Source organism: Pseudorhodoferax sp. Leaf274 (assembly GCF_001422445.1).
In the GTDB taxonomy this organism is placed as follows: domain Bacteria; phylum Pseudomonadota; class Gammaproteobacteria; order Burkholderiales; family Burkholderiaceae_C; genus Pseudorhodoferax.
Window position 1 is genome coordinate 977,955 of record NZ_LMNA01000001.1, and the last position, 22,510, is coordinate 1,000,464.

19 protein-coding genes are annotated in these 22,510 nt (G+C 73.1%); 9 read left to right on the top strand and 10 right to left on the bottom strand.

Annotated features, from left to right (window positions below):
* Window positions 1–27 precede the first annotated feature (27 nt).
* The 9 genes from ASF44_RS04540 to ASF44_RS04580 form a co-directional block, all read right to left on the bottom strand.
* Window positions 28–1,371, bottom strand: a complete 1,344-nt coding sequence (locus ASF44_RS04540) for an LLM class flavin-dependent oxidoreductase (RefSeq protein ID WP_056897921.1) — start codon at window positions 1,369–1,371, stop codon at window positions 28–30.
* Between the two features lies 1 nt (window position 1,372).
* On the bottom strand, window positions 1,373–2,197 hold the full coding sequence (locus tag ASF44_RS04545; RefSeq protein WP_056897922.1) for a MetQ/NlpA family ABC transporter substrate-binding protein: 825 nt from the start codon (window positions 2,195–2,197) through the stop codon (window positions 1,373–1,375).
* Window positions 2,198–2,362: 165 nt separating this feature from the next.
* Window positions 2,363–3,592, bottom strand: coding sequence for an HD-GYP domain-containing protein (locus ASF44_RS04550; RefSeq protein WP_056897923.1), 1,230 nt, complete (start codon window positions 3,590–3,592; stop codon window positions 2,363–2,365).
* 131 nt (window positions 3,593–3,723) lie between these two features.
* Window positions 3,724–4,977 carry an acyl-CoA dehydrogenase family protein gene (locus ASF44_RS04555; RefSeq protein WP_082524505.1) on the bottom strand — a complete coding sequence of 418 codons (1,254 nt, stop codon included), beginning with the start codon at window positions 4,975–4,977 and terminating at the stop codon, window positions 3,724–3,726.
* A 44-nt stretch (window positions 4,978–5,021) separates the two neighbouring features.
* Window positions 5,022–6,245 carry an acyl-CoA dehydrogenase family protein gene (locus tag ASF44_RS04560; protein ID WP_056897924.1) on the bottom strand — a complete coding sequence of 408 codons (1,224 nt, stop codon included), beginning with the start codon at window positions 6,243–6,245 and terminating at the stop codon, window positions 5,022–5,024.
* Between the two features lie 106 nt (window positions 6,246–6,351).
* Window positions 6,352–7,572 carry an acyl-CoA dehydrogenase family protein gene (locus ASF44_RS04565; RefSeq protein WP_056897925.1) on the bottom strand — a complete coding sequence of 407 codons (1,221 nt, stop codon included), beginning with the start codon at window positions 7,570–7,572 and terminating at the stop codon, window positions 6,352–6,354.
* Window positions 7,569–8,432 carry a nitroreductase family protein gene (locus ASF44_RS04570; protein WP_056897926.1) on the bottom strand — a complete coding sequence of 288 codons (864 nt, stop codon included), beginning with the start codon at window positions 8,430–8,432 and terminating at the stop codon, window positions 7,569–7,571. The genes ASF44_RS04565 and ASF44_RS04570 overlap by 4 nt, the downstream gene beginning before the upstream one ends.
* Before the next feature lie 99 nt (window positions 8,433–8,531).
* Window positions 8,532–9,611, bottom strand: a complete 1,080-nt coding sequence (locus ASF44_RS04575; RefSeq protein WP_056897927.1) for a sigma-54-dependent Fis family transcriptional regulator — start codon at window positions 9,609–9,611, stop codon at window positions 8,532–8,534.
* A complete protein-coding gene (locus tag ASF44_RS04580; protein ID WP_056897928.1) occupies window positions 9,608–10,831 on the bottom strand; it encodes an acyl-CoA dehydrogenase family protein in 1,224 nt (407 codons plus the stop codon). The genes ASF44_RS04575 and ASF44_RS04580 overlap by 4 nt, the downstream gene beginning before the upstream one ends.
* 292 nt (window positions 10,832–11,123) lie before the next feature.
* Between ASF44_RS04580 and ASF44_RS04585 the strand changes: the two genes are divergently transcribed.
* From ASF44_RS04585 to ASF44_RS33060, 9 genes are all read left to right on the top strand, one after another.
* A complete protein-coding gene (locus ASF44_RS04585) occupies window positions 11,124–12,887 on the top strand; it encodes an ABC transporter ATP-binding protein (RefSeq protein ID WP_082524506.1) in 1,764 nt (587 codons plus the stop codon).
* A gap of 10 nt (window positions 12,888–12,897) precedes the next feature.
* Entirely contained in the window at window positions 12,898–14,556 is a 1,659-nt protein-coding gene (locus tag ASF44_RS04590) for an ABC transporter substrate-binding protein (protein ID WP_056897929.1), read from the top strand.
* Window positions 14,553–15,548 carry an ABC transporter permease gene (locus ASF44_RS04595; RefSeq protein WP_056897930.1) on the top strand — a complete coding sequence of 332 codons (996 nt, stop codon included), beginning with the start codon at window positions 14,553–14,555 and terminating at the stop codon, window positions 15,546–15,548. Before ASF44_RS04590 ends, ASF44_RS04595 begins: the two co-directional genes overlap by 4 nt.
* Window positions 15,545–16,381 (top strand): ABC transporter permease, encoded by an 837-nt coding sequence (locus ASF44_RS04600; protein ID WP_056897931.1) that lies wholly within the window; start codon window positions 15,545–15,547, stop codon window positions 16,379–16,381. The genes ASF44_RS04595 and ASF44_RS04600 overlap by 4 nt, the downstream gene beginning before the upstream one ends.
* 13 nt (window positions 16,382–16,394) lie before the next feature.
* The gene (locus ASF44_RS04605) at window positions 16,395–17,543 is read left to right on the top strand and encodes an acyl-CoA dehydrogenase family protein (protein ID WP_056897932.1); all 1,149 of its coding nucleotides are present in this window, start codon (window positions 16,395–16,397) and stop codon (window positions 17,541–17,543) included.
* 2 nt (window positions 17,544–17,545) lie between these two features.
* Window positions 17,546–18,763: an SfnB family sulfur acquisition oxidoreductase gene (locus ASF44_RS04610; RefSeq protein ID WP_082524508.1), complete on the top strand. Its 1,218-nt coding sequence runs from the start codon at window positions 17,546–17,548 to the stop codon at window positions 18,761–18,763.
* Between the two features lie 36 nt (window positions 18,764–18,799).
* Window positions 18,800–19,651, top strand: a complete 852-nt coding sequence (locus ASF44_RS04615; RefSeq protein WP_056897933.1) for a MetQ/NlpA family ABC transporter substrate-binding protein — start codon at window positions 18,800–18,802, stop codon at window positions 19,649–19,651.
* Window positions 19,651–21,024 (top strand): LLM class flavin-dependent oxidoreductase, encoded by a 1,374-nt coding sequence (locus ASF44_RS04620; protein ID WP_056897934.1) that lies wholly within the window; start codon window positions 19,651–19,653, stop codon window positions 21,022–21,024. Before ASF44_RS04615 ends, ASF44_RS04620 begins: the two co-directional genes overlap by 1 nt.
* Before the next feature lie 225 nt (window positions 21,025–21,249).
* Window positions 21,250–21,375 carry a hypothetical protein gene (locus ASF44_RS33060; RefSeq protein WP_255358187.1) on the top strand — a complete coding sequence of 42 codons (126 nt, stop codon included), beginning with the start codon at window positions 21,250–21,252 and terminating at the stop codon, window positions 21,373–21,375.
* A 10-nt stretch (window positions 21,376–21,385) separates the two neighbouring features.
* On the opposite strand, the gene ASF44_RS04625 is transcribed toward ASF44_RS33060, so the two are convergent.
* Complete coding sequence (locus ASF44_RS04625) at window positions 21,386–22,495, bottom strand: cytochrome-c peroxidase (protein ID WP_056897935.1); 1,110 nt, start codon at window positions 22,493–22,495, stop codon at window positions 21,386–21,388.
* Between the last annotated feature and the right edge of the window lie 15 nt (window positions 22,496–22,510).

The window sequence follows — 22,510 nt, forward strand, 5'->3', positions numbered from 1 at the left end:
TGTCGAGCGGCCGGTGGATCCGGCCTTTTACGCAGCCTTGCGCGCGGCCGCGCGGCCGGCGGGGAAGGGCAGGCCCAGGTGCTCGCGCAGGGTGCGCCCGCTGTACTCGGTGCGGAAGATGCCGCGGCGCTGCAACAGCGGCACCACGCCGTCCACGAAGTCCGTGAGGCCGTCAGGCAGGGCATCGGGCATCAGGTTGAAGCCGTCGGCCGCGCCGGCCTCGAACCACAGCGCGATGTCGTCGGCGATCTGCTCGGGCGTGCCGACGATGATGCGGTGCCCGCCGCCGCCGCCCAGTTCGCGGATCAGCTGGCGCACCGTCAGGTTCTTGCGCCGCGCCAGCGCGATGGTCGCGGCGAAGAAGGTGTGGTTGCCGTTGCCGCCCGCCGGCACCGAGAGGTTCTCGGGCAGCGGCTGGTCCAGCTGCAGCCGGTCGGGCGTCGTGCCCAGCGTGCCGGCCAGGCGCGTCAGGCTGTAGTCCCAGGGGATCGCGTCGATGAAGTCGTCGCGGCGGCGGATGGCCTCCACCTCCGTCGCGCCGATGAAGGTGGTGAGGCCGGCCAGCACCTTGACGGCATGCGGCCCGCGGCCGAGTGCCGCGGCGCGGCTGTTGAGCGCCTGGCGGTAGGCCATCGATTCCTCCAGCGACTGCGAGGCCGAGAACACCGCCTCGGCATGGCGCGAGGCCAGTTCGCGCCCGTCGGCCGAGGCGCCGGCCTGCACCAGCACCGGCCGGCCCTGCGGCGAGCGCGGCAGCGTCAGCGCGCCCTGCACGTCGAAGAACTCGCCGCGGTGTGCGATCGGGTGCACCTTGGCCGGGTCGATGAAGCGGCCGGCGGCCTTGTCGCCGATGAAGGCGTCATCCTCCCAGCTGTCCCACAGCGCCTTGACGACGTCGGTGAACTCCGAGGCGCGGGCGTAGCGCCGGCCGTGGTCGGGCACGGCGTCCAGCCCGAAGTTGCGGGCCGAGGCCACGTCGGCCGTGGTCACCACGTTCCAGCCGGCGCGCCCGCCGCTCACATGGTCCAGAGAGGCGAAGCGGCGCGCGATGTTGTAGGGCTCGTTGTAGCTGGTCGAGGCCGTGCCGATCACGCCGATGTGCGTGGTGGCCGCTGCCACGCTGGCCAGCAGCACGGTGGGCTCCAGCGCCGTGATCGGGCGGAAGTGGATCTGGTCGATGATGGCCGCGTTGTCGGCCAGGAACACGGCGTCGAGCTTGCCGCGCTCGGCGATCTGCGCCACGCGGATGTAGTGCTGCACGTCGATGAAGGCGCGCGGGTCGGCCTCGCGCGTGCGCCAGGCCGAGGGCACGAAGCCCGAGTGCAGGATGTTGACGTTCAGGTGCAGCTGGCGCGGGGGAAGGCTGGCCATTTCAGTCCTTGCGGAAGTAGTCGGGCAGCCGGTAGCCGGCCCAGGCCGGGTTGGCCTGGAACACCTTCTGGAAGTCGGGCGAGCGGTAGGCCGCCACGATGTCCTGCGCGAACCTGGCGTTGGCATTGCCGCGCTTGACGGCCACCACGTTGACGTAGGGCAGCGTCATGTCTTCCAGCTTCAGGGCTTCGGTGAGCTTCAGGCCCGAGGCCACGGCGAAGTTGCCCTGCACGGCGGCGATGTCGGCGTCGGCCAGCGAGCGCGGCGCCTGGGCCGCGTCCAGCGGCACCAGCTTGAGCTTCTTGGGGTTGGCCACGATGTCGCGCTCGGACACCGAGATCGGGTCCACGCCCGGCTTGACCTGCACCCAGCCCACGGCGGCCAGGATGTTCAGCGCGCGCGCCGCGTTCACCGGGTCGGCCGGCAGCGTGACGGTGGCGCCATCGGGCACGCTGGCCAGCGTCCTGTGCTTGTGCGAGTACAGGCCCATGGGCGGCGTGGGCACGTGCACCACGGGCACCAGGTCGAAGCCCTGGCGCTTGTTGGTGGCCTCCAGGTACAGGCTGTGCTGGAAGATGTTGGCCTGGATCTGGCCGCGCTCCACCGCGTCGTTGGGCTGCACGCCCTGGCTGAACTCCACGTACCTGATCACGTAGCCCTGTTTCTCGAGCTGGGGTGCGATGCCCTTGGCGAAGGCGTCGCGGTAGGGGCCTGGCATGAAGCCGACGGACAGTTCGGTGGCGCCGGCGGCGCTGGCGAGAAGGGCGCCGGCCAGGCCGGCCAGCAAGAGGCTGCGGCGCGCGGCGCCGCGGAAGTGGGAAAGCATGCGGACTCCTTGGGGTGCGGGCACTCTAGGGTCGGCGCGTGCCCGGGCCAACGAAGATTTGCGTGCTTGGTTATCTGCGCTGCGATGAAGCGCCGGCCCCGGCCACCCGCCCAGGCCATGCGTGGGCAGGCCGCGCCGCCGGCGGCAGGCCCGCTGCGCAGCGGTTCAGGCCGCGGGCTTCTTCAACCCGCAGAGTTCGTCCAGGTCCCTGAACGGCCAGTCCGACGGCGACTCGTAGCAGACGATCGCGTCGCCCGCCGCAGACTCGGCCAGGTCGATCTCGCGTGGAAACACCCGCACATCGGACGCCAGGTCGTAGAACGCCTTCACGCGCGGCGCGAGCAGGTTGGCGGTGTTCTGCGCCGTGACGACGGCCAGGCGCCGGGACTGCAGGCGCACCAGCGAGCCCGTGGGGTAGATGCCGACGGTGCGCACGAACGCCTGGAACACCTTCTGGTCGAAGTGGCCCTTCCACTGCACCATCTGGCGCAGCGACTCCGCCGGGCTCCAGCCCCGCTTGTACGGCCGGTCGGAGGTGATGGCGTCGTACACGTCGCAGATGGCGCCCATCTTGGCCACCGTGCTGATCTGGTCGCCGGCCAGCCGGTGCGGGTAGCCGGAGCCGTCGACCTTCTCGTGGTGGTGCAGGCACACGTCCAGCACCACCGGGCCGGCGCCGCCACCCTCGACCAGCAACTCGTGGCCGCGCAGCGGGTGGTTGCGCATCACGGCGAACTCGAGGTCCGACAGCTTGCCGGGCCGGTTCAGGATCTCCAGCGGCATGAGCGCCTTGCCCACGTCGTGCAGCATGCCGGCCAGGCCCACCTTCTTGAGCAGGCGTTCGTTCAGCCCCAGGTTGCGGCCCAGCGCGATCATCAGGGCGCAGACGGCCACCGAATGCATGTAGGTGTACTCGTCGTGGCGTTTCAGGCGCGCCACGCTGATGAGGGCGTCCGGCTTGGCGATCACCGACTGGCAGATGTCGTCGACCATGCTCTCGCAGCCCGGCAGGTCGAGCGCCTTGCCGAGGCGGGCGTCCGAGAACATCGAGGCGATCCGGGGCAGGGAGCGGTGGATCAGCTCGACGGCCTTGTCCACCGCGTTGTCGGCATCCCCGAACGGCGCCAGCAGCGGCGCCGGCATCGTGGCGTAGCGTTCGAGCTCCTGTTCGGCCGTGGCCCTGGCCTCGGCTTGCGACAACCCGGCGTCGACGTCCAGGCCCTTGGCGGTGTCGATCCACAGTTCCGGGATCCCCGATTCGCGCACCTTCCTCAGCTGGGCATCGGTGGCGACGAGGAACTTGGCGCGCCAGAAGGGGTGGTCGATCCACGAGCCGCAGAACTCGTGGACGAACATGCCCAGGCCCAGCTGGGCCGTCGTGATCTTCTTCAGCATGGCTGCACGCGCATTTGGCAGGTTGAAAGGTTCACCTGCGGATTCTCCACGCCCGGCGGCCCGGAGCGTTGCGCGACTGTGAAACCGGGCCTGCCGCCAGCCCGCTGGCACCGGGGTGCGGCGCAGAAGCGTCAGAACGCGCCGGTGGTCGGCGGCGGCTCGCCCTTGAGGTGCCAGGCGCCGGCCGCCGCGGCCTTCCACTGGCGCGGGTTGTGGTTGGCCACGGTGCGCGCGTTGCGCCAGTGGCGGTCCAGGTTGTGACGCCGGTCGGTGGCCGAGGCGCCGCCCACGTCGAACGCGAGTTCCGAGGCCTGCAGCGCCGCGGCCACCGCGAAGTGCTGGGCCTGGGCGATCTCCACCGAGGCCCGGGTCAGCGCTTCCTCGCTGAGCTGCTCGGCCCAGGCGGCGTCCAGCGCCGATGCGGCGCGCAGCACCGTGGCCTCGGCCGCATAGGCCTGGGCGGCGATCTGGCCCACGGCCTCGCGCACATAGGGGTCGTCCACCGAGGCCTGGGCGCTGCTGTGGCGGATCGGGCGCGCGTGCTTCTGCGCGAAGTGCACGGCGTCGGCCAGCGCGTTGCGCGCGATGCCGGCCTCCACCGCCGCCAGGATCAGCTGGTACAGCGGCGTGACGGGGTTGCGCTTCTCGCGCGAGAAGTGGCCCGAGCGCACCTCGCCGGCCAGCACCTGCGTGTCGGTGAAGCGCGTGGTGCCGCTGGCCGTCAGGCGCTGGCCCGCGGTGTCGAAGTCGTCCACCAGCGCCACGCCGGCACGGCCGCGCGGCACGAAGAAGGCGGTTTCCTTGCCGTCCGCGTCGAGCGCGAGCGAGGTGATCCAGTCGGCGTACAGCGCGCCGGTGCTGTAGTACTTGGTGCCGTTCACGCGGTAGTGGTCGCCGTCGCGCAGGATGCGCGCGGCCGTGGAACCGTGCGCGCCGCCGCGCTCCAGCCCGCCGTTGCCCAGGATGTGGCCCGCCAGGAGCCGGCCGAACCACAGCTGGCGCGCGGCCTCGTCGTTGCCGGCCAGCAGGCTCTCGATGAAGCCGTAGTTGGGCCGCAGCGCCTGCGCGATGTTGGAGTCCACCGCCGCCAGGTCGACCAGGAAGCGGACCACGTCGTGGATGGAGCCGCCCGGCCCGCCGTAGGCCTGGGGGATGCGGAAGGTCAGGAGGCCGGCCTCGGCGATCTGCCGCACCAGCGCATAGGGCAGCGCGCGTGCGCTCTCGCGCGCGGCCGCGCCTTCGGCCACCTGCGGCAGCAGGGCCTGCGCACGTGCGAACAGCACGGCGGCGTCGGCGGCCGGCGGCAGGGCCTGGCCCAGCGGCGCGGGGTGGGGATTGGCGGTGTCTGCGAGCAGGGGGCTGGCGGGTTCTGCGAGGGAGCTCATGCGGGAGGGGCCGGAGGAAGGGAAGGGGATGGGGGAGGGATGCGTCAGGCCGTGCCGACGCGGTAGAAGGTCGGCGGCGGCGTGCCGTTGACGGCGTAGTCGCCCGCCTGGCGCTCGCGGTAGACGCGCGGGTTGTGCGATGCGATGGTGCGCGCGTTGCGCCAGTAGCGGTCCAGCCCGGCGGGGCGCAGCGCGGCCGAGGCGCCCAGTGCGTCGAACAACTGGGTGCTGGCGTCCAGCACGAGCTGCGTGACCACGGGCACGGCCTGGTCCACCTCCACGTGGGCCAGCACGTTGGCCTGCTCGCGCGTGGCGGCCTCCAGCGTGCGGGCCTGCCAGGCGTGTTCCAGCGCGCGGGCGGCCTGCTGCACGATGGCGTTGGCGCCGTAGGCCGCGCCATGCACGAGGCCCACGACCTGCAGCACCTGCGGGTCCTGCGCGCTGCGCCCGGCATTGGCGTGGCTGTAGGTGCGCGTGCGTTCGCGCACGCGCTGCGCCAGGTCTTCGGACAGCGCCCGCGCGATGCCGGCCAGCGATGCCAGGTGCACCAGCTGGTAGTAGGCCGACGAGTAGGGAAAGCGCGCCTTGGACGGGTTGACCCAGGCCGGCTCGATGGCCACCTGGTCGAAGTGCGCCGTGCCGCTGGCCGTGAGGGCCTGGCCGAAGCCGTCCCAGTCGTCGTCGACCTGCACGCCGGGGGCCTTGCGCGGCACCAGCAGCAGCGTGGGCTGGCCGTGCTCGTCGTCGGCGGCGGTGTTGATCCAGTCCGCGAACAGCGAGCCCGTGGTGTAGAACTTGCGGCCCGACAGGCGCAGCTGGCCCTGGGCATCGCGCGTGAGTGTGGTGGCGAAGCTGCCGACCTTGGCGTCGCCCGATTCGGAGAAGCCCGAGCCGATGGTCTGCCCCTCGGCGATCCTGCCCAGCCAGTGCGCGCGGAACTCGGCGAAGTCGGAGTGCAGCACGTCCTCGGTGAAGCCGAAGTGCGCGCGCAGCGCATTGACGACGTTGGTGTCGGCCGCGCCGAGCTCGACCAGCAGGCCGAAGAACTCCGTCAGCGTGGCGCCCGCGCCGCCCTGCTCGACCGGCAGGCGCAGCCTGGCGAAGCCTTCGGCGCGCAGCCAGTGCAGTTCCTCGTGCGGCAGGCGGTGCTGCAGGTCGCGCTCCACCGCGGTGTCGCGGATGCGCTGGAACACGGGCCGAAAGCGCTGGGCCAGGCCCTCGTAGCGGGGGCTCGGGGCGGCGCCCCAGGCAAGGTGGTGTTGGGTCATGGTGGTGGTGCGCGCAAGGCCGTGGACCGGGCAGTGTGCCGGTGCCTGCGGCGCGCCGGTAGAAGCGTTTCGCGCTTGCTCAGACGCGGTGCGCATATCGCAGCGCCTACGCGGCCTCGCGCGTGCCCACGGCCCAGTAGAAGGTCGGCCGCGTGCCGTTGAGCGCGTGGTCGCCCAGCACGCGGGCCTTGTAGATCACGGGGTTGTGCGAGGCCAGCGCGCGCGCATTGCGCCAGTGCCGGTCCAGCCGCCGGTCTTCCTGCAGGGCCGATGCGCCGCCCACGTCGAACAGCCGCGTGGCCGCGCCCAGCACCGCATCGGTCACGTGCACCTGGGCGCGCGAGGCGCGCAGTTCCACGTCGATGAGCAGCGCGTCCGCGATCGGCTCGCCCGCCAGGCGCAGCCGGTCCACGGTGTCCAGGCCGGCGGCCACGTCGCGCACGGCGAGCTGGGCCGCATAGGCCGTGGCGCCCAGCTGGCCGATCACCTGCTGGATCAGCGGGTCCTCGCGCGGCACCGCGCCGCTGCCGTGGCTGAACACGCGCCGGCGCGGCTGCACGAAGCGCACGGCATCGCGTTCCACGGCACGCGCGATGCCGGCCAGCGTGGCGATGTGGAACAGCTGGAACAGGGCCGTGAGCGGCGTGGCGATGTTGCGTGCCACGTCGACCACGGCGTCGGCGTCCACCTGCACGCCGCGCAGCCGCGTCGTGCCCGAGGCCGTCAGCCGCTGGCCGAAGCCGCGCCAGTCGTCCACGCACTCCACGCCGGGCGCGTCGGTGCGCACCAGTGCCAGGCTGCGCTGGATGTGGGGGTCGGCGCCGTCGCGCTGGGCCGTCACCTGCACCCAGTCGGCGTACAGCGTGCCGGTGCTGTAGTACTTGTCGCCGTCCAGCACGTAGCCCGTGCCCTGGGCGGTGAGCGTCGTCTGCAGGCTGCCCACGGCACCCTCGCCGAGCTCGGTTGTCGCGTTGCCGAAGATGGCGCCCTCGGCCACGCGGCGCAGCCAGGGCGCGCGGCGTTCGGCGGGAAACTCGATCAGCACGCGCTCGACGAAGCCGAAGTGCGCGCGCAGCGCCTGCGGCAGGTTGGAGTCGGCCTCGGCCAGTTCCACCAGCAGCGCGAACAGTTGCGAGGGCGTGGCGCCCAGCCCGCCGTATTCCACGGGCACGCGCAGCGCGCCGAAGCCGGCCTCGCGCAGCCAGCCGATGGCATCGTGGGCGAGTTCGCGGCCGTGCTCGCGCTCGGCGGCGCGTTCGGCGATGCGCGCGAAGATGGGGCGAAAGCGCGCGGCGAAGGCGGCGTCCTGGTCGGTGGCGAAGGTCATGCGGTGGTGTCTTGGTGCTTGGAGAGGGATGCGGTGACGTCGTCGAAGCGCAGGCCGGCGCCGAGCAGGGCCTCGAACAGCCGGTGCCGGCCCTTGAGCGCGGCCGGGTCGCGCAGGCGGTCGACCACCTGCTGGCTCCAGTCGGCCAGGGGCATGCCCTCGGCCGCCTGGAAGCGGCGCAGCTCGGCGTCGTAGTCGCCGGTCTCGGCCTGCGCGTTGGCCGGCGCGCGGTAGCGCTCCAGGTGCAGCACCGAGGCCTGCGGCAGCCGCGGCTTGACGGCGGCGGGCCGCGCCGGGTCGGGCCAGCCCACCACGAGGCCGAACACCGGGAACACGTGGGCCGGCGTGCCCAGCAGTTCGGCCACGGGCTCGGGCTGGTTGCGCAGCGCGCCCAGGTAGACCGTGCCCAGGCCCAGCGACTGCGCGGCCAGTACTGCGTTCTGCGCGGCCAGCGCGGCGTCGATCACGGCCATGAGGAAGGTGTCCAGGTAGCCCAGGCCACCGGCCTCGCGGCCACTGCGCCCGGCGATGCGCGCGATGCGCGACAGGTCGGCCAGGAAGGCCAGCACCAGCGGCGCGGTGCGCAGGTGGTTCTGCGGCCCGGTCAGTTCGGCCAGGCGGTCGCGGCCGGCCTGCGACTGCACGGCGACCACGCTCCAGGTCTGCAGGTTGGACGAGCTCGGCGCCGACTGGGCCGCCGCGACGAGCCGCTCCAGCGCGTGCGGCGGCAGCGCATCGGGCACGAAGTGGCGCACCGAGCGCTGCGTGAGCAGCGCGTCGAGCACGGGGTTCAGTGCCAGCGGGATGGCAGGGGCGGCGGCACCGTAGCGGGCCTTCAGGATGTGGTGGATGTCAGGCATGAAGTCCTTTGGCTGCCAAAAAGTGATCGGGCCGCTGGCGGCGCCCCTGGAGGGAGGATGGGATGTCTACACGCAGTGAGACATCCAAGCGGTGTGGGCTCATCGCAGCGCGTCGATCGCGCCGATGCGGATCAGGCGGGCGCGCATCACGTTGCGGCTGATGCCGAGCAGGCGCGCGGCCTGCACCTGGTTGTGGTGGCAGAACTGGAAGGCGGTGCGCACGATGGCCTCCTCGATGGCCTCCATGCGCGCGCCGCCGGGCTGCTGCAGCAGCGCGTGCACGGCATGCTCCAGCGCCTGCATGGGGGCGGGGCCGGGATCGGCCGGCGGTGGGGCGGGCTCGTCGCGCAGCGCCAGGTGCAGGTCGTCGGCCGCGATGCGGCCGGCGCGGTGCACCAGCAGCGCATGGTGGATCACGTTCTCGAGCTCGCGGATGTTGCCCGGCCAGGCGTGGCCGGCCAGCTTGGCCTCGGCGGCGGGCTCCAGCCGCACGGGCGCGTAGCCCAGGCGCTGGCAGTACAGGTCGATGAAGTGGCGTGCCAGCGGCAGGATGTCGCCGGGCCGCTCGCGCAGCGTGGGCACCGCCAGGTGCACCACGTTGAGCCGGTAGAACAGGTCTTCGCGGAACTGCCCCGCCGCCACGGCCTGCTGCAGCCGCACGTTGGTGGCGGCCACCACGCGCACGTCGATCGGGATGCTGCGGCGCGCGCCCAGGCGCACCACCTCGCGCTCCTGCAGCACGCGCAGCAGCTTGACCTGGATGGCCAGCGGCAGGTCGCCGATCTCGTCCAGGAACAGCGTGCCGCCGTTGGCCGCCTCGAACCAGCCGGCCTTGGCCGAGAAGGCGCCCGTGAACGCGCCCTTCTCGTGGCCGAACAGTTCGCTTTCGACCAGCTGCTCGGAAAAAGCGCCGCAGTTGACGGCCACGAACGGCGCGCGCTGGCGCGCGCTCAGCGCATGCACATGGCGCGCGATGAGTTCCTTGCCCGTGCCGGTCTCGCCGATGATGAGCACGTTGGCCTCGCTCGGCGCGACCAGGCGGATGCGCTCGCGCAGGGCCAGCGAGCGCGGGTCGACGAAGACCTGCGGCACGGCGCGCGCCGCCAGCGCCTGGGCCCGTGCCGGCGGTTGCCAGGGCAGGACGGGCGCCTCGGCCTCGGCTTCTGCGGGAAGGTTCATGTGTAGAAGCTCGCGTGGGGATGCTGCCGCTTGAGGGCCCATTCGCCGAGTTCGCGCAGCTTGTAGTCGGCCGGGTCGTGCAGCGATTGCGTGCGCAGGTTGCGCCAGTGCCGGTCCAGCCGCAGCCCGCCATGGGTGGCGCGCGCGCCGGCCACGTCGAACATGCGCGTGCACAGGTCCAGGCCCACGCGCGTGGCGGCGACTTTGGCCGCCGCGATGGCCACGGCCGCCTCGCCGCGGGTGGCGGCGTCCAGCTGCTCGCCGCGGCGCCACGCCGTGTCGAGCCGTTCGGCGGCACGTTCGGCCAGTGCACGCACGCCTTCCAGGCCGACCCAGAACTCGCCGTAGTGGGCCAGCACGTAGGGATCGTCGCCGGCCTGCGCGGCGGGCGAGGCGGGCCATGGCCGCGCTTCATGCAGCGTGTAGCGGCGGGCGTCCTCGAACGCGTTCTCGGCGATGCCCAGGTACACGTTGGCCAGCACCAGCTGCGCCACCAGCGGGCGCAGGCAGGCGAACGGCGTGGACAGCGGGCCGGGGTCGGTCAGCAGCTCGGCCGCTTCCACGCGCACCTTCTCGAAGGTCACGCTGCCGCTGTCGGTCTGGCGCTGGCCCATGTTGTCCCAGTCGGGCGCGGCGTGGATGCCGCTGCGCGCCGTGGGCACGGCCGCCACCAGCAGCTGGCGCGTGTCCGCGTGCAGGGCCGAGGCCACCAGCATCTGCGAATCGAGCGCGCCCGAGCAGAAGCTCTTCTGGCCCGTGAAGGCGTGCCAGCCGTCCTGCGGCGTGGCAACGGTGCGCTCGTCCAGCGGGTTCAGCGCATTGCCCCAGAACCAGGCATGCCGCGCGGTCTGCGCGAACCATGGCTCCCACTGCGCGCGCTGGCCGAACAGGCGGACCGTCGCCAGCATCAGGTGGTGGAAGCCGAACACGTGGGCCAGCGAGCTGTCGGCCGCGGCCAGCACGCGCACCACGCGCAGCGTCAGCTGCCAGTCGGCGCCATGGCCGCCGTAGGCGCGCGGGATCGACAGCGCCAGCAGGCCGCTGTCGCGCAGCGCGTCGCGCTCGGCCTTGGGCGTGCCGCCGCGGCGGTCGCGCTCGGCCGCCGTGGCGGCGAAACGCGTGGCCAGCGCCTGCGCGCGCTGCAGCGCCGCGGCCGGGTCGCGCGCGTCCGCCGGGGCTGCGGCGGGCGCGGGGGCGCTGGCGAGGGCGGTGCTGCTCATCCAGCAGATTGTGGGAAGAGGCGCGTGCCCGCGGGCGAAGCTTTCCGCATATCGATGGTCGAAATGCTTCTGAGGCAGCAGGCCGCCGCGGCCGCGGCATGCGCTGGCCGCATATCGATCCTCGCCCCGCCGCCGGTCTGCTGCTGCAGCAGCAGGGGTGCAGCAGGCTTGCTGTGCGCGGGGCAGCAAAACGCCTGGAAAGCCCCGCAAACCCCCCGGAAGCAGGCGTTTTCGCATGGCATGGCGCCTGCAATGCCGTGTGCATCGACCACCACCCCGACCGCAGCCCCGCATGTCCGCATCCCTGAGCCTTCGCACCGCGTTGCCACTGCCGCCGGGCCCCGCCGTGGCGCCGCGCGACGGGGCTGCGCAGGCGTCCACCGGCGCGTTGCTGGAGATCCGCGGCCTGGACGTGCGCTTCGGCGACCACCACGCCGTGCGCGGCCTGGACCTGCAGGTGCGGCCCGGCGAGGCCGTGGCGCTGGTCGGCGAGTCGGGCTGCGGCAAGTCGACCACCGCGCTGGCGCTGATGCGGCTGCTGCCCGCGCATGCGCGGCTGGCCGGCAGCGTGCGCTTCGCCGGCCGCGAACTGCTGGCGCTGCGCGAGCGCGAGATGGCGGCGCTGCGCGGCAGCGCGCTGTCCATGGTGTTCCAGGAGCCCATGAGCTCGCTGAACCCGGTGCTCAGCATCGGCGCGCAGGTGGCCGAGGCCCTGCGCCTGCACACGCCGCTGTCGTCCGCCGCGGCCCGCGCACGCGCCATCGAACTGCTGGACCTGGTGCGCCTGCCCGAGCCCGCGCGCCGCTACGGCGACCACCCCCACCAGCTGTCGGGCGGCCAGCGCCAGCGCGTGATGATCGCCATGGCCGTGGCCTGCCAGCCGCGCCTGCTGGTGGCCGACGAGCCGACCACCGCGCTGGACGTGACCATCCAGGCGCAGATCCTTGCGCTGCTCGACGATCTGCGCCGCGCGCTGGGCATGGCCGTGCTGCTGGTCACGCACGACCTGGGCGTGGTGGCGCAATGGGCCGACCGCGTGGCCGTGATGCACGGCGGGCGCAAGCTGGAGGAAGGGCCGGTGGCGCGCGTGTTCGCCGCGCCGCGGCACGCCTACACGCAGGGGCTGCTGGGCGCTTCGTTGCACCTGGCGCCAAGCGGCCTGCACCACCGCCGGGCGCGCCTGCCCGAGGTGCGCCACGACGGCGGCGAGCGCTTCACGCTGGCCACGCCGCAGCCGCGCGCCGAGGCTGCGGCCACGCCTGCCGCACCGCTGCTGCTGCAGGTGCGCGACCTGCGCGTGCGCTACCACGGCGCACCGGCCGACCGGCCGGCGGTCGACGGCGTCTCGCTGCAGATCGCGCGCGGCGAGAGCGTGGGCCTGGTCGGCGAATCGGGCTGCGGCAAATCCAGCCTGTCGCGCGCCATCGTGCGGCTGGTAACGGCCACGGGGCAGGTGCTGCTGGACGGCCAGGACCTGCTGCCGCTGGCGCCGCGCGCGCTGCTGGCCCAGCGCCGGCGCGTGCAGATGGTCTTCCAGGACCCCTACGGCTCGCTCAACCCGCGCCACCGCGTGGAAGACATCCTGGGCCATGCGCTGGCGATCCACGGCGTGCGCGCGCGTGACGAGCGCGCCCAGCGCATCGCCCGGGTGCTGGACGACGTGGGCCTGGGCCAGGCCGCCCGCGCGCGCTACCCGCACGAGTTCTCGGGCGGCCAGCGCCAGCGCATCGCGATCGCGCGGGCGCTCGTGCTGCGGCCCGAACTCGTGGTCTGCGACGAGCCGGTGTCGGCGCTGGACGTGTCGATCCAGGCGCAGATCCTGAACCTGCTGGCAGACCTGCGCGCGGCCTACGGCCTGTCGTACCTGTTCATCTCGCACGACCTCTCGGTGGTGCGCTACATCGCCGACCGCGTGCTGGTCATGCACGGCGGCCGCATCGTCGAGGAGGGGACGCGCGAGCAGGTGCTGACCCATCCCCGCCACGACTACACGCGTGCGCTGCTGGCCGCCGTGCCGCAGCCACGCACCCATGCCACACCCGCGCCATTCCATTGAGGAGGATTCCATGCAAGAACACGACGACACCACCGCCCCGGCCGACCTGCAACGCCGCCACCTGCTGGGCCTGGCCGGCGCCCTGCTGTTCGGCGGCCTCGCCGCGCAGGACGCGCTGGCGCTCACACAGGCCCTGCCCGACACCGAGCAGGGCGCGCAGCGCGGCGGCGCCATCAGCGCGCTGGTGCACCCCGAGCCGCCCACGCTGGCCTTCTTCGTCAACACCGCCACGCCCACGCGGCTGGTGGCCTCCAAGATCTTCGACGGCCTGCTCGACTACGGCCCCGACCTCAAGCCGCGCGCGCAGCTGGCCGAGCGCTGGGAACTCTCGGCCGACGGCCTGCAGCTGCGCCTGTGGCTGCGCAAGAACGCCTTCTGGCACGACGGCAAGCCGCTCACCGCGGCCGACGTGAAGTTCTCGGCCGAGGAAGTCTGGAAGAAGCACGCGCCCACCGGCCGCCGCGTGTTCCAGAACCTCGTGCGCGTGGAGACGCCCGACGCGCATGCCGTGGTGCTGCACCTGTCCAAGCCCGCGCCCGTGGTGCTCAACGCGCTGGACGTGGTGTCCGCCCCCGTGCTGCCGCGCCATCTCTACGAGGGCACGGACATCCCGAACAACCCCCACAACAACAAGCCCGTGGGCTCGGGCCCCTTCGTGTTCAAGGAGTGGTCGCGCGGCAGCCACATCGCGCTGGAGCGCTTCGACAAGTACTGGGCCCCCGGCCTGCCCTACCTGGACAAGCTGACCTTCCGCGTGATCCCCGACGTGGCCGGCCGCGCCGCGGCGCTGGAGACCGGCACCGTGCAGTACGGCGAGCGCAACCCGGTCACCTTCGCCGATGCCGACCGCCTGGCCCGGAGCGACAAGCTGGTCGTCAGCACGGCCGGCTACAACGGCTTTGCGGCCACGCTGTGGCTGATCCCCAACCTGCGCGACCCCATCCTGGGCAAGCTCGAGGTGCGCCAGGCCCTGCTGCACGCGATCAACCGCGACGTCCTGGTCAAGACCGTGTGGGGCGGCTACGCGGCGCCGGCCACGGGGCCGGTGTCCTCGCAGCTCAAGAGCTTCTACACGCCCGACACGCAGCAGTACCCGTTCGACCGCGCCAAGGCCGAGAAGCTGCTCGACGCGGCGGGCTTTCCGAAGAAGGCCGACGGTTTCCGCTTCAAGCTCACGCACGCCTTCATCCCGTTCGGCGACGATTACCGGCGCACGGGCGAGTTCGTGCGCCAGTCGCTGCGCGCGGTCGGCATCGACCTGGAACTGAAGGCGCAGGACCTGGCCAGCTGGACCCGAGACGTGTTCGCCGACTACAACTACCAGCTGGTCAGCTCCTGGGGTGTGAACTGGGCCGACCCGCAGCTGGGGCTGGAGCAGCACTACTGGTCCAAGGCCGAGAGCAAGGGCACGCCCTGGCAGAACGCCTCCGGCTACGCCAGCGCCGAGACCGACCGCGTGCTCGAAGCCGCCCAGGTCGAGCGCGACCCGGCGCGCCGCGTGCAGCTCTACAACGAGCTGCAAAGGCTCGTGCAGAAGGACCTGCCGCTGCTGCACCTGTTCGAGTACCGCTGGTTCGGCGTCTGGGACAAGCGGCTGCGCAACGTGACCGACACCTACAACAACAGCCAGAGCAACTTCGCGCGCGTCTGGCTGGACGGCGGCGCATGAAGGCCCTGGTCCGCCGGCTGGCCCAGCTGGCCGGTGTCGTGCTCGCCACCGCCGTGCTGAACTTCGCCTTGCTCAAGGCGCTGCCCGGCGACCTCGTCGACGTGATCGCCAGCGAGAGCGGCAGCGTCACGGCCGGGTACGTGGCCGAGCTGCGCCAGGCCTACGGGCTGGACCGCGGCACGGGCGAGCAGCTGGTGGCCTACCTGGGCCGCATGGTGCGCGGCGATGTGGGCTACTCGTTCCGCTTCAACGAGCCCGTGCTGGGGCTGGTGCTGGACCGGCTCGGCCCCACGCTGGCGCTGGTGGGCGCGGCGCTGGCGCTGTCGGTGGTGGTGGGCGTGCTGGTCGGCGTGGCCGCGGCACGCCGGCCGCACGGCCTGCTGGACACGGTGCTGTCGGCGCTGGCCACGCTGGGCTACTCCGCGCCCATGTTCTGGACCGCGCTGATGCTGATCGTGCTGTTCGGCGTGCAGCTGCAATGGCTGCCCATCGGCGGGCTGCGCAACATCGAGGCCGCGCACCAGGGCCTGCGGCTGTGGGGCGACTACCTGCAGCACCTGGTGCTGCCCGTGCTCACGCTGGCCATCTACTACGTGGCCATCTATGCGCGGCTCGCGCGCGCGGCCATGGTCGAGACGCTGGCCGAGGACTACATCCGCACGGCCCGCGCCAAGGGCGCGCGCGAAGGCCGCGTGCTGTTCGGCCATGCGCTGCGCAACGCCGTGCTGCCGGTGCTGACCATGCTGGGCCTGCAGAGCAGCGCGCTGCTGGGCGGCTCCATCGTCGTGGAGACCGTGTTCGCCTGGCCCGGCCTGGGCCAGCTGTCGTTCGAGGCCATCAAGAGCCGCGACATCCCGGTGCTGCTGGCCGTGCTGCTGGCCAGCGGCGTGCTCGTGGTGCTGGGCAACGCGCTGGTCGACCTGCTGCAGGCGCGGCTGGACCCGCGCGTGCGCGCCGTGCCGGACCGGGCGCCGGCGGGGGCACTGCCATGACACGCTGGTACCTGCAGCCGTCCATCCTGCTCGGCGGCGGCCTCGTGCTGGCGGTGCTGGCCGGCGCGCTCGCGGCCGGCTGGCTGTACCCGGGCGACCCGCTGGACATGGTGGGCGCGCCCTTCACCTGGCCGGGCCAGGACGCCACGCTGCCGCTGGGCACCGACCTCATGGGCCGCGACCTGGCGGCCGGCCTGCTGCACGGCGCGCGCGTGTCGCTGCTGGTCGGCCTGTCGGCGGCGGCCATCGCGCTCGTGATCGGCATCGCCGTGGGCGCGGCGGCGGGCTTCTACCGTGGCTGGGTCGACGCGGTGCTCACGCGAACGACCGAGTTCTTCCAGACCATCCCGGCCTTCCTGCTGGCCATCATCCTCGTGGCGGTGCTCAAGCCCACGGTGGGCACCATCGTGTTCGCGCTGGGCGTGACCTCGTGGACCAGCGTGGCGCGGCTGGTGCGTGCCGAGTTCATCACGCTGCGCGAGCGCGAGTTCGTGCGCGCCAGCGTGGCGCTGGGCGCGGGCGATGCCCACCTGATCCTGCGCGAGATCCTGCCCAACGCCTGGACGCCCGTGGTCGTGTCCACGGGGCTGCTCGTGGCCAACGCCATCCTGTCGGAGGCCGGGCTGTCTTTCCTGGGGCTGGGCGATCCCAACCGCGTGAGCTGGGGCTCCATGGTGGGCCTGGGCCGCGACGCGCTGCGCACCGCCTGGTACATGACGGCCATCCCGGGGCTGGCCATCGTGCTCACGGTGCTGGGCCTGAACCTGCTCAGCGACGCGCTGCACGCCGCGCTGAACCCGCGCCTGCGCCGCCAGCGGCGGGGCACCGCCTGAAGGAGACCACCGAATGACCGCCCCCCTGTGGCCGCGCGCGCCGCGCCTGGCCGACGAACGACAGGCGCTGGACGCCGCACGCCGCCTGGCCGATGCCGCCCGGGCGGGCGCTGCCGAACGCGACCAGACCCGCACCGCGCCGCATGCCGAACGCCGCCTGTGGGCGCAGAGCGGCCTGGCCGGGCTCAGCGTGCCGGCCGCGCAGGGCGGTGCCGACCTGCCGCTCGGCGTGCTGGCCGAGGTGTTCGTGCTGCTGGGCGTGGCCGATCCCGCGCTGGCCACGCTGCTGTGCGGCCACTACGCGCTGGTGGCCGAACTGCGCGCCGCCGGCGCGCACGCGGCCGCCACGCGCCAGCTGGCCCTGGCGGCCGATGGCGTGCTGCTGGCCGGCGCCGAGGAGACCGCCCAGCGCACGCCATCGCCGCCCGTGCAGCGCCTGGGCGGGCGCCTGCGCGCCGCGCCCGGTGCGCTGCTGGCCGACCGCCTGCGCGTGCCGGCCCGCGATGCCCAGGGCCAGCTGCTGCACGCCTGGATCGCGCACGGCGCGGCCGGCCTGCGCGTGGACGATGCGGCCGCGCTGTTCGGCCTGCGCGGCGCGCCGGGCGGCGTGCTCGTGCTGGACCAGGTCGCCGTGGCCGGGACCGACCTCTACCCCGCGCCCGACGCCGGCCCCGCGGCCCGCGTCACGCGGCTGCTGGACGCCGCCATCGACGTGGGCCTGGCCCAGGCCGCCACCGAGGACGCCGCCAGCTTCGTGCGCGAACGCGCGCGCCCCTGGATGGACGCAGGCGTCGCGCGCGCGGCCGACGACCCGCTGCTCGTGCACGACTTCGGCCAGCTGCGCATCGCGCTGCATGCCGCGCAGGCCCTGCTGCACGAAGCTGCGCAGGCCAGTTCGGATGCGGCCGATGCAGCAGACGCCGCCGACGCAGCAGACGCCGCCGTGGATGCCGCGGGTGCGCAGGCCGCGCGCACGGCCCTGCTGGCCGGCGAGAAGCTGCTGGAGCTGGCCGGCTCGTCCGCCACGCGTGCCGCGCACCGGCTCGACCGCCACTGGCGCAACGCGCGCGTGCACCAGCTGCGGGCCCTCCCCGCCCATGCGCTGCAACGCCTGGGCCAGCGCCTGCTGGGTGCGGCCCGGCCAACCCCCTCCGGAACCTGACGATGAACCTGTCGCTCTCTCCCGCACCGCCCTGCGGCGCCACGCCGCGCGCGCAGCCGCCTGCCCACGTGCCCGGGCGGCTGGCCGACGACGCCGCGGCCGTGGCGGCTGCGCACCGCCTGGCCGCGCTGTTCGCCCCCGAGGCCGCGCTGCGCGACCGCACACGCCGCCTGCCCTGGGCCGAACTCGATGCCTTCGTGGCGAGCGGCCTGTGGGCCATCTCGGTGCCGCGTGCCTTCGGCGGCACGGGCGTGTCCAGCGCCACGCTGGCCGAAGTGGTCGCCGCGGTCTCGGCGGCCGACGGCTCGCTGGGCCAGATCCCGCAGAACCACTTCTTCGCGCTGGAGGTGCTGCGCCGCCATGGCAGCGCCGCGCAGCAAGGCCTGCTGTTCGGCCGCGTGCTGGCGGGCGAACGCCTGGGCAACGCGCTGGCCGAGATCGGCCACAAGGACTTCCAGCGCCGCACGCAACTCGTGCCCGCGGGCGACGGCTGGCGGCTGGACGGCCGCAAGTTCTACTGCACCGGCGCGCTGTACGCGCACTGGATTCCCACGCTGGCGCTGCGCACCGGGCACGGGCAGCCGGGCCAGGTGCTCGTGTTCGTGCCGCGCGATGCGCAGGGCGTCACCGTCACCGACGACTGGGACGGCTTCGGCCAGCGCGTGACGGGCAGCGGCTCTGTAGCGTTCGACGGCGTGCATGTGCGGGACGAATGGGTCGTGCCCTACGCGCCCAGCGCCGAGGAACCGACCACCGCCGGCCCGCTGGCGCAGCTGCTGCACGCGGCCATCGACCTGGGCCTGGGGCAGGGGGCGCTCGCGGCTGCGCTGGAACTGCTGCGCCAGAACACATCGCCCGACCGGGCGCTGGCGCGGCAGGTCGGCGAGCTCGACCTGCAGCTGCGTGCCGCCCGGGCGCTCGTGCGCCGCGCGGGCGGGACCGTCGATGCCTCGCGCGCTGCGCCCGATGGGGCCAGCGTGGCCGCCGCATCGGCGGCCGTGGCCGAAGCGCGCGCGCTGACCACCACGGCCGCGCTGGCGGCGTCCGGCCAGCTGTTCGAACTGGCCGGCCCCGGCAGCGCGCAGGAGCACCTGGGCCTGGACCGCTTCTGGCGCAACGTGCGCACGCACACGCTGCACGACCCGCTGCGCTGGCGCGTGCATGCCGTGGGCGACTACCACCTCAATGGCAAGGCGCCGCCGCGGCACGGCGCCATCTGACCGTTTTCTCCTCTCGCCTTCACCGGAATCCAAGAAATGAACGAGCACTTTCCATCGCGCCGCCAGGTCCTGCAACTCGCCGGCGGCGCCAGCCTGCTGGCCGGCCTGCCCGTGCCGTCTGCGCTGGCAGCCCTCAAGGAGCAGCCCGGCACCACCAAGGTTCTCAAGGTCGGCGTGACCACGGGCCCGCACGAACAGGTGTTCGAGCAGGTGCGCCGGATCGCCGAGCGCGACTACGGGCTGAAGATCCAGCTCGTGCCCTTCACCGACTACAGCCGGCCCAATGCCGCGCTGGACGCGGGCGACCTGGACGCCAACAGCTTCCAGCACCGGCCCTTCCTCGCGGCCCAGATCCGCGCGCGCGGCTACAGGATCGTGGGCTTCGGCCGCACCTGGATCGGGCCCATCGCGATCTACTCCAAGAAGTTCAAGGGCTTCGCCGACCTGCCCGAGGGCGCGCGCATCGCCATCCCCAACGATCCGGCCAACGAGAGCCGCGTGCTGCTGCTGTTGCAGAAGGCCGGCGCCATCACGCTCAAGACCGGCATCGACCCTGTGGCCGGCGTCAACGCCACGCCGCGCGACATCGTGGAGAACCCGAGGAAGTTCCGCTTCGTCGAGATCGAGGCCGCCCAGCTGCCGCGCACGCTGGACGACACCGACGCCTCGGCCATCAACGCCGACTACGCCAACAAGGCCGGCCTGAACCCGGCCAAGGACGCGATCCTGCTGGAGGACAAGGACGGCCCCTACGCCTGCCTGGTGGCGGTGCGCGAGCAGGACAAGGACCAGCCCTGGGTGCAGCAGCTGGTCAAGGCCTACCAGACCGACGAGGTGCGCGAGTACATCGTGAAGACCTTCGCCGGCGGCGTCATTCCAGCGTTCTGATGAGCACGCCGAAGAAGATCCTGCTCAACGCGTTCAACATGAACTGCGTGGGCCACATCAACCACGGACTGTGGACGCACCCGCGCGACCGCTCGGCCGACTACAACACGCTGGAACACTGGACCGGCATCGCGCGCACGCTGGAGCGGGGCCTGTTCGACGGGCTGTTCATCGCCGACATCGTGGGCGTGTACGACATCTACCAGGGTGGCGTGGACCTCACGCTGCGCGAGTCCATCCAGCTGCCCGTGAACGACCCGCTGCTGCTGGTGCCGGCCATGGCCGCGGCCACGAAGCACCTGGGCTTCGGCGTCACGGTCAACCTGGGCTACGAGGAGCCCTACCTGCTGGCGCGGCGCTTCTCCACGCTGGACCACCTCACGCGCGGGCGCATCGGCTGGAACATCGTGACGGGCTACCTGGACAGCGCGGCGCGCGCCATGGGCCGCGCCACCCAGCTGGCGCACGACGAGCGCTACGACCGCGCCGACGAGTACCTCGACGTGCTCTACCAGCTCTGGGAAGGCAGTTGGGAAGAGGGCGCCGTGCTGCGCGACAAGGCTGGCCGGCGCTTCGCCGATCCGGCCAAGGTGCACCCGGTGCGCCACCACGGCAAGTACTACCAGGTCCAGGGCTACCACCTGGCCGAGCCCTCGCCGCAGCGCACTCCGGTGCTCTACCAGGCCGGCAGCTCGGGCCGGGGCCAGCGCTTCGCGGCGCGGCATGCGGAGTGCGTGTTCATCGCACCGCCGAACCAGGAGGTGGCGCGCACCGGCGTGCGCGCGCTGCGCGAGCAACTCGTGCAGGCCGGCCGCCGGGGCGACGACATCAAGGTCTTCGCAGGCATCAACGTGGTGGTGGGCCGCACCGAACGCGAGGCGCGCGAGAAGCACGCCGAGTACCTGCGCCATGCGAGCCCCGAATCGGGCCTGGCGCACTTCGCGGCTGGCACCGGCATCGACTTCGCGCGCTACGGGCTGGACGAGCCCATCCCCTACGGCAGCACCAACGGCATCGAGTCGGCCGCGCGCACGGCCGAGCAGCAGGGCTGGACACGGCGGCGCATGCTCGATCTGTTCGCGCTCGGCGGACGCTTTCCGACCCTCGTGGGCGACCCGGGCCAGGTGGCCGACGCGCTGCAGGACTGGGTGGACGCCACGGGCATCGACGGCTTCAACCTCGCGCGCACCGTGGTGCCCGAGAGCTACGAGGACTTCGTCGACCTGGTCGTGCCGGAACTGCAGAGCCGCGGGCTCTACAAGACCGCCTACGAGGAGGGCACGCTGCGTTCGCGCCTGTTCGGCCAAGGCCACCACCTGCCGGCGCGGCATGCGGCCCACGCCTTTCGCCGCACCGTGCAAGCCACGGCCTGAACCCTCCAGAGGTGGCGGCGCGCCGCGCCCGGCGGTCCTGGCGCGGCCGAACCGGCCTGTCGGCCGGGGATCACGCCCGTCGGGACACGCTGGCCCGCGCGGCACGCATTGGATGGCCTGCAGGCTGCATGAAGGCCTACGCGGGCGCCGAGTGCCGCGGCGCATCGTGGCCTGGCAAGCCAGCCCTGCCGTGCAGACGCTGGACTTTCCGATGAAGGAGATGCCATGCCAGACCTCGAAACCCTCGCCGTGCAGATGCGCCAGGCCTTCGCGTCCGGGATCCCGGTGCGGATGCCGTTGATGCGCTTTCGGGACTTGGAAGTCCTGTTCGACCTGCTGCAGGACGATTGAGCGCACAGCCTCACAGCGTGCGCAGGAATGCCACCAGCGCGGCCTGCTCGTCGTCGCTGAGATCCAGCGGCCGGATGAGGGGCGACAGCCGCGCCGCATGCGGGTAGAGCGGTTGCGCCGCCTCGGCCGCGTTGCGCGCCCAGACCTCGCCGCCGCCGCGCATGTACAGGCGCACCACGCCCTCCAGGCTGGCGACCAGGCCGTTGTGCAGGTAGGGCGGCGACTGCGCTACGCGGCGCAGGCTGGGCGTGCGGAAGGCGCCCGTGTCCTCGGGCCGGCCGGAGACGCGCTGGCGCCCGCGGTCCTCTGCCGGCTCGCCGAAGGAGGACAGGCGCAGGTTGTGGAACAGCCCGTCGCTGAGCCAGGGGCCATGGTGGCACTGGACGCAGCGCGCCTTGGTGCGGAACAGGTGCAGGCCCCGCAGCTCCTGCGGGCCGAGGGCCGTGCGCTCGCCGCGCAGAAAGCGCTCGTAGCGCGTGGGCGAGGCGTCGGCGCCGGCCTGCAGCACATGGGCGGCCAGCGCGGCGCCCAGGGATGCGGGCGTGAGCCGGGCGGCGGGGCCGGGCAGGGCCTGCAGCCGCGCCAGCACCGCCTGCACGGACGCATTGCCCATCTCGTCGGGATCGGTCAGGGGCGCCAGCGATTGCGCGGCCAGCGTGCGGCCGCGGCCGTCCCAGCCCCAGCGTCCGTGCGGAACGTGGGCGCCGGCCTGGCGCAGGTCGGGCGGGTTGCGCCGGCCGCGGCGGCCATCGATGCCCAAGGCCACGGGCTGGTCGACGCTCCAGCCGCGGGCCGGGTCGTGGCAACTGGCGCAGGCGATGCGGCCCGAGGCCGACAGCCGTGGGTCGGCGAACAGTGCGCGGCCCAGCGCGGCCTGGGCGCGTTGCCGCGGCGTGGCGCGCGGGGTGTCCGGCAGTGGGGCCAGTTCGACGAAGGCCACGCCGGGGTCGATCTGCGCGGCGGGCCAGCCTGACGGCGGGCCCCTGTAGGCGGCCAGGGCCGCATCGTCGTCGGCCTGCGCGTGCGGGGCGGCCAGCAGCAGTGCGCACAGGGCCGCTGCCGCGCGGTGCCACGACCCGCGGGTCGGTCGAGGCGTCCATCCAGGTCCGGTCCGGTGCAATCCAGCTTCACCAGG

Bases quoted from the DNA above. Each gene is read 5' to 3' on its own strand.
- ASF44_RS04540 (WP_056897921.1), bottom strand. From the start codon at position 1,371: ATGGCCAGCCTTCCCCCGCGCCAGCTGCACCTGAACGTCAACATCCTG.
- ASF44_RS04545 (WP_056897922.1), bottom strand. From the start codon at position 2,197: ATGCTTTCCCACTTCCGCGGCGCCGCGCGCCGCAGCCTCTTGCTGGCC.
- ASF44_RS04550 (WP_056897923.1), bottom strand. From the start codon at position 3,592: ATGCTGAAGAAGATCACGACGGCCCAGCTGGGCCTGGGCATGTTCGTC.
- ASF44_RS04555 (WP_082524505.1), bottom strand. From the start codon at position 4,977: ATGAGCTCCCTCGCAGAACCCGCCAGCCCCCTGCTCGCAGACACCGCC.
- ASF44_RS04560 (WP_056897924.1), bottom strand. From the start codon at position 6,245: ATGACCCAACACCACCTTGCCTGGGGCGCCGCCCCGAGCCCCCGCTAC.
- ASF44_RS04565 (WP_056897925.1), bottom strand. From the start codon at position 7,572: ATGACCTTCGCCACCGACCAGGACGCCGCCTTCGCCGCGCGCTTTCGC.
- ASF44_RS04570 (WP_056897926.1), bottom strand. From the start codon at position 8,432: ATGCCTGACATCCACCACATCCTGAAGGCCCGCTACGGTGCCGCCGCC.
- ASF44_RS04575 (WP_056897927.1), bottom strand. From the start codon at position 9,611: ATGAACCTTCCCGCAGAAGCCGAGGCCGAGGCGCCCGTCCTGCCCTGG.
- ASF44_RS04580 (WP_056897928.1), bottom strand. From the start codon at position 10,831: ATGAGCAGCACCGCCCTCGCCAGCGCCCCCGCGCCCGCCGCAGCCCCG.
- ASF44_RS04585 (WP_082524506.1), top strand. From the start codon at position 11,124: ATGTCCGCATCCCTGAGCCTTCGCACCGCGTTGCCACTGCCGCCGGGC.
- ASF44_RS04590 (WP_056897929.1), top strand. From the start codon at position 12,898: ATGCAAGAACACGACGACACCACCGCCCCGGCCGACCTGCAACGCCGC.
- ASF44_RS04595 (WP_056897930.1), top strand. From the start codon at position 14,553: ATGAAGGCCCTGGTCCGCCGGCTGGCCCAGCTGGCCGGTGTCGTGCTC.
- ASF44_RS04600 (WP_056897931.1), top strand. From the start codon at position 15,545: ATGACACGCTGGTACCTGCAGCCGTCCATCCTGCTCGGCGGCGGCCTC.
- ASF44_RS04605 (WP_056897932.1), top strand. From the start codon at position 16,395: ATGACCGCCCCCCTGTGGCCGCGCGCGCCGCGCCTGGCCGACGAACGA.
- ASF44_RS04610 (WP_082524508.1), top strand. From the start codon at position 17,546: ATGAACCTGTCGCTCTCTCCCGCACCGCCCTGCGGCGCCACGCCGCGC.
- ASF44_RS04615 (WP_056897933.1), top strand. From the start codon at position 18,800: ATGAACGAGCACTTTCCATCGCGCCGCCAGGTCCTGCAACTCGCCGGC.
- ASF44_RS04620 (WP_056897934.1), top strand. From the start codon at position 19,651: ATGAGCACGCCGAAGAAGATCCTGCTCAACGCGTTCAACATGAACTGC.
- ASF44_RS33060 (WP_255358187.1), top strand. From the start codon at position 21,250: ATGCCAGACCTCGAAACCCTCGCCGTGCAGATGCGCCAGGCCTTCGCG.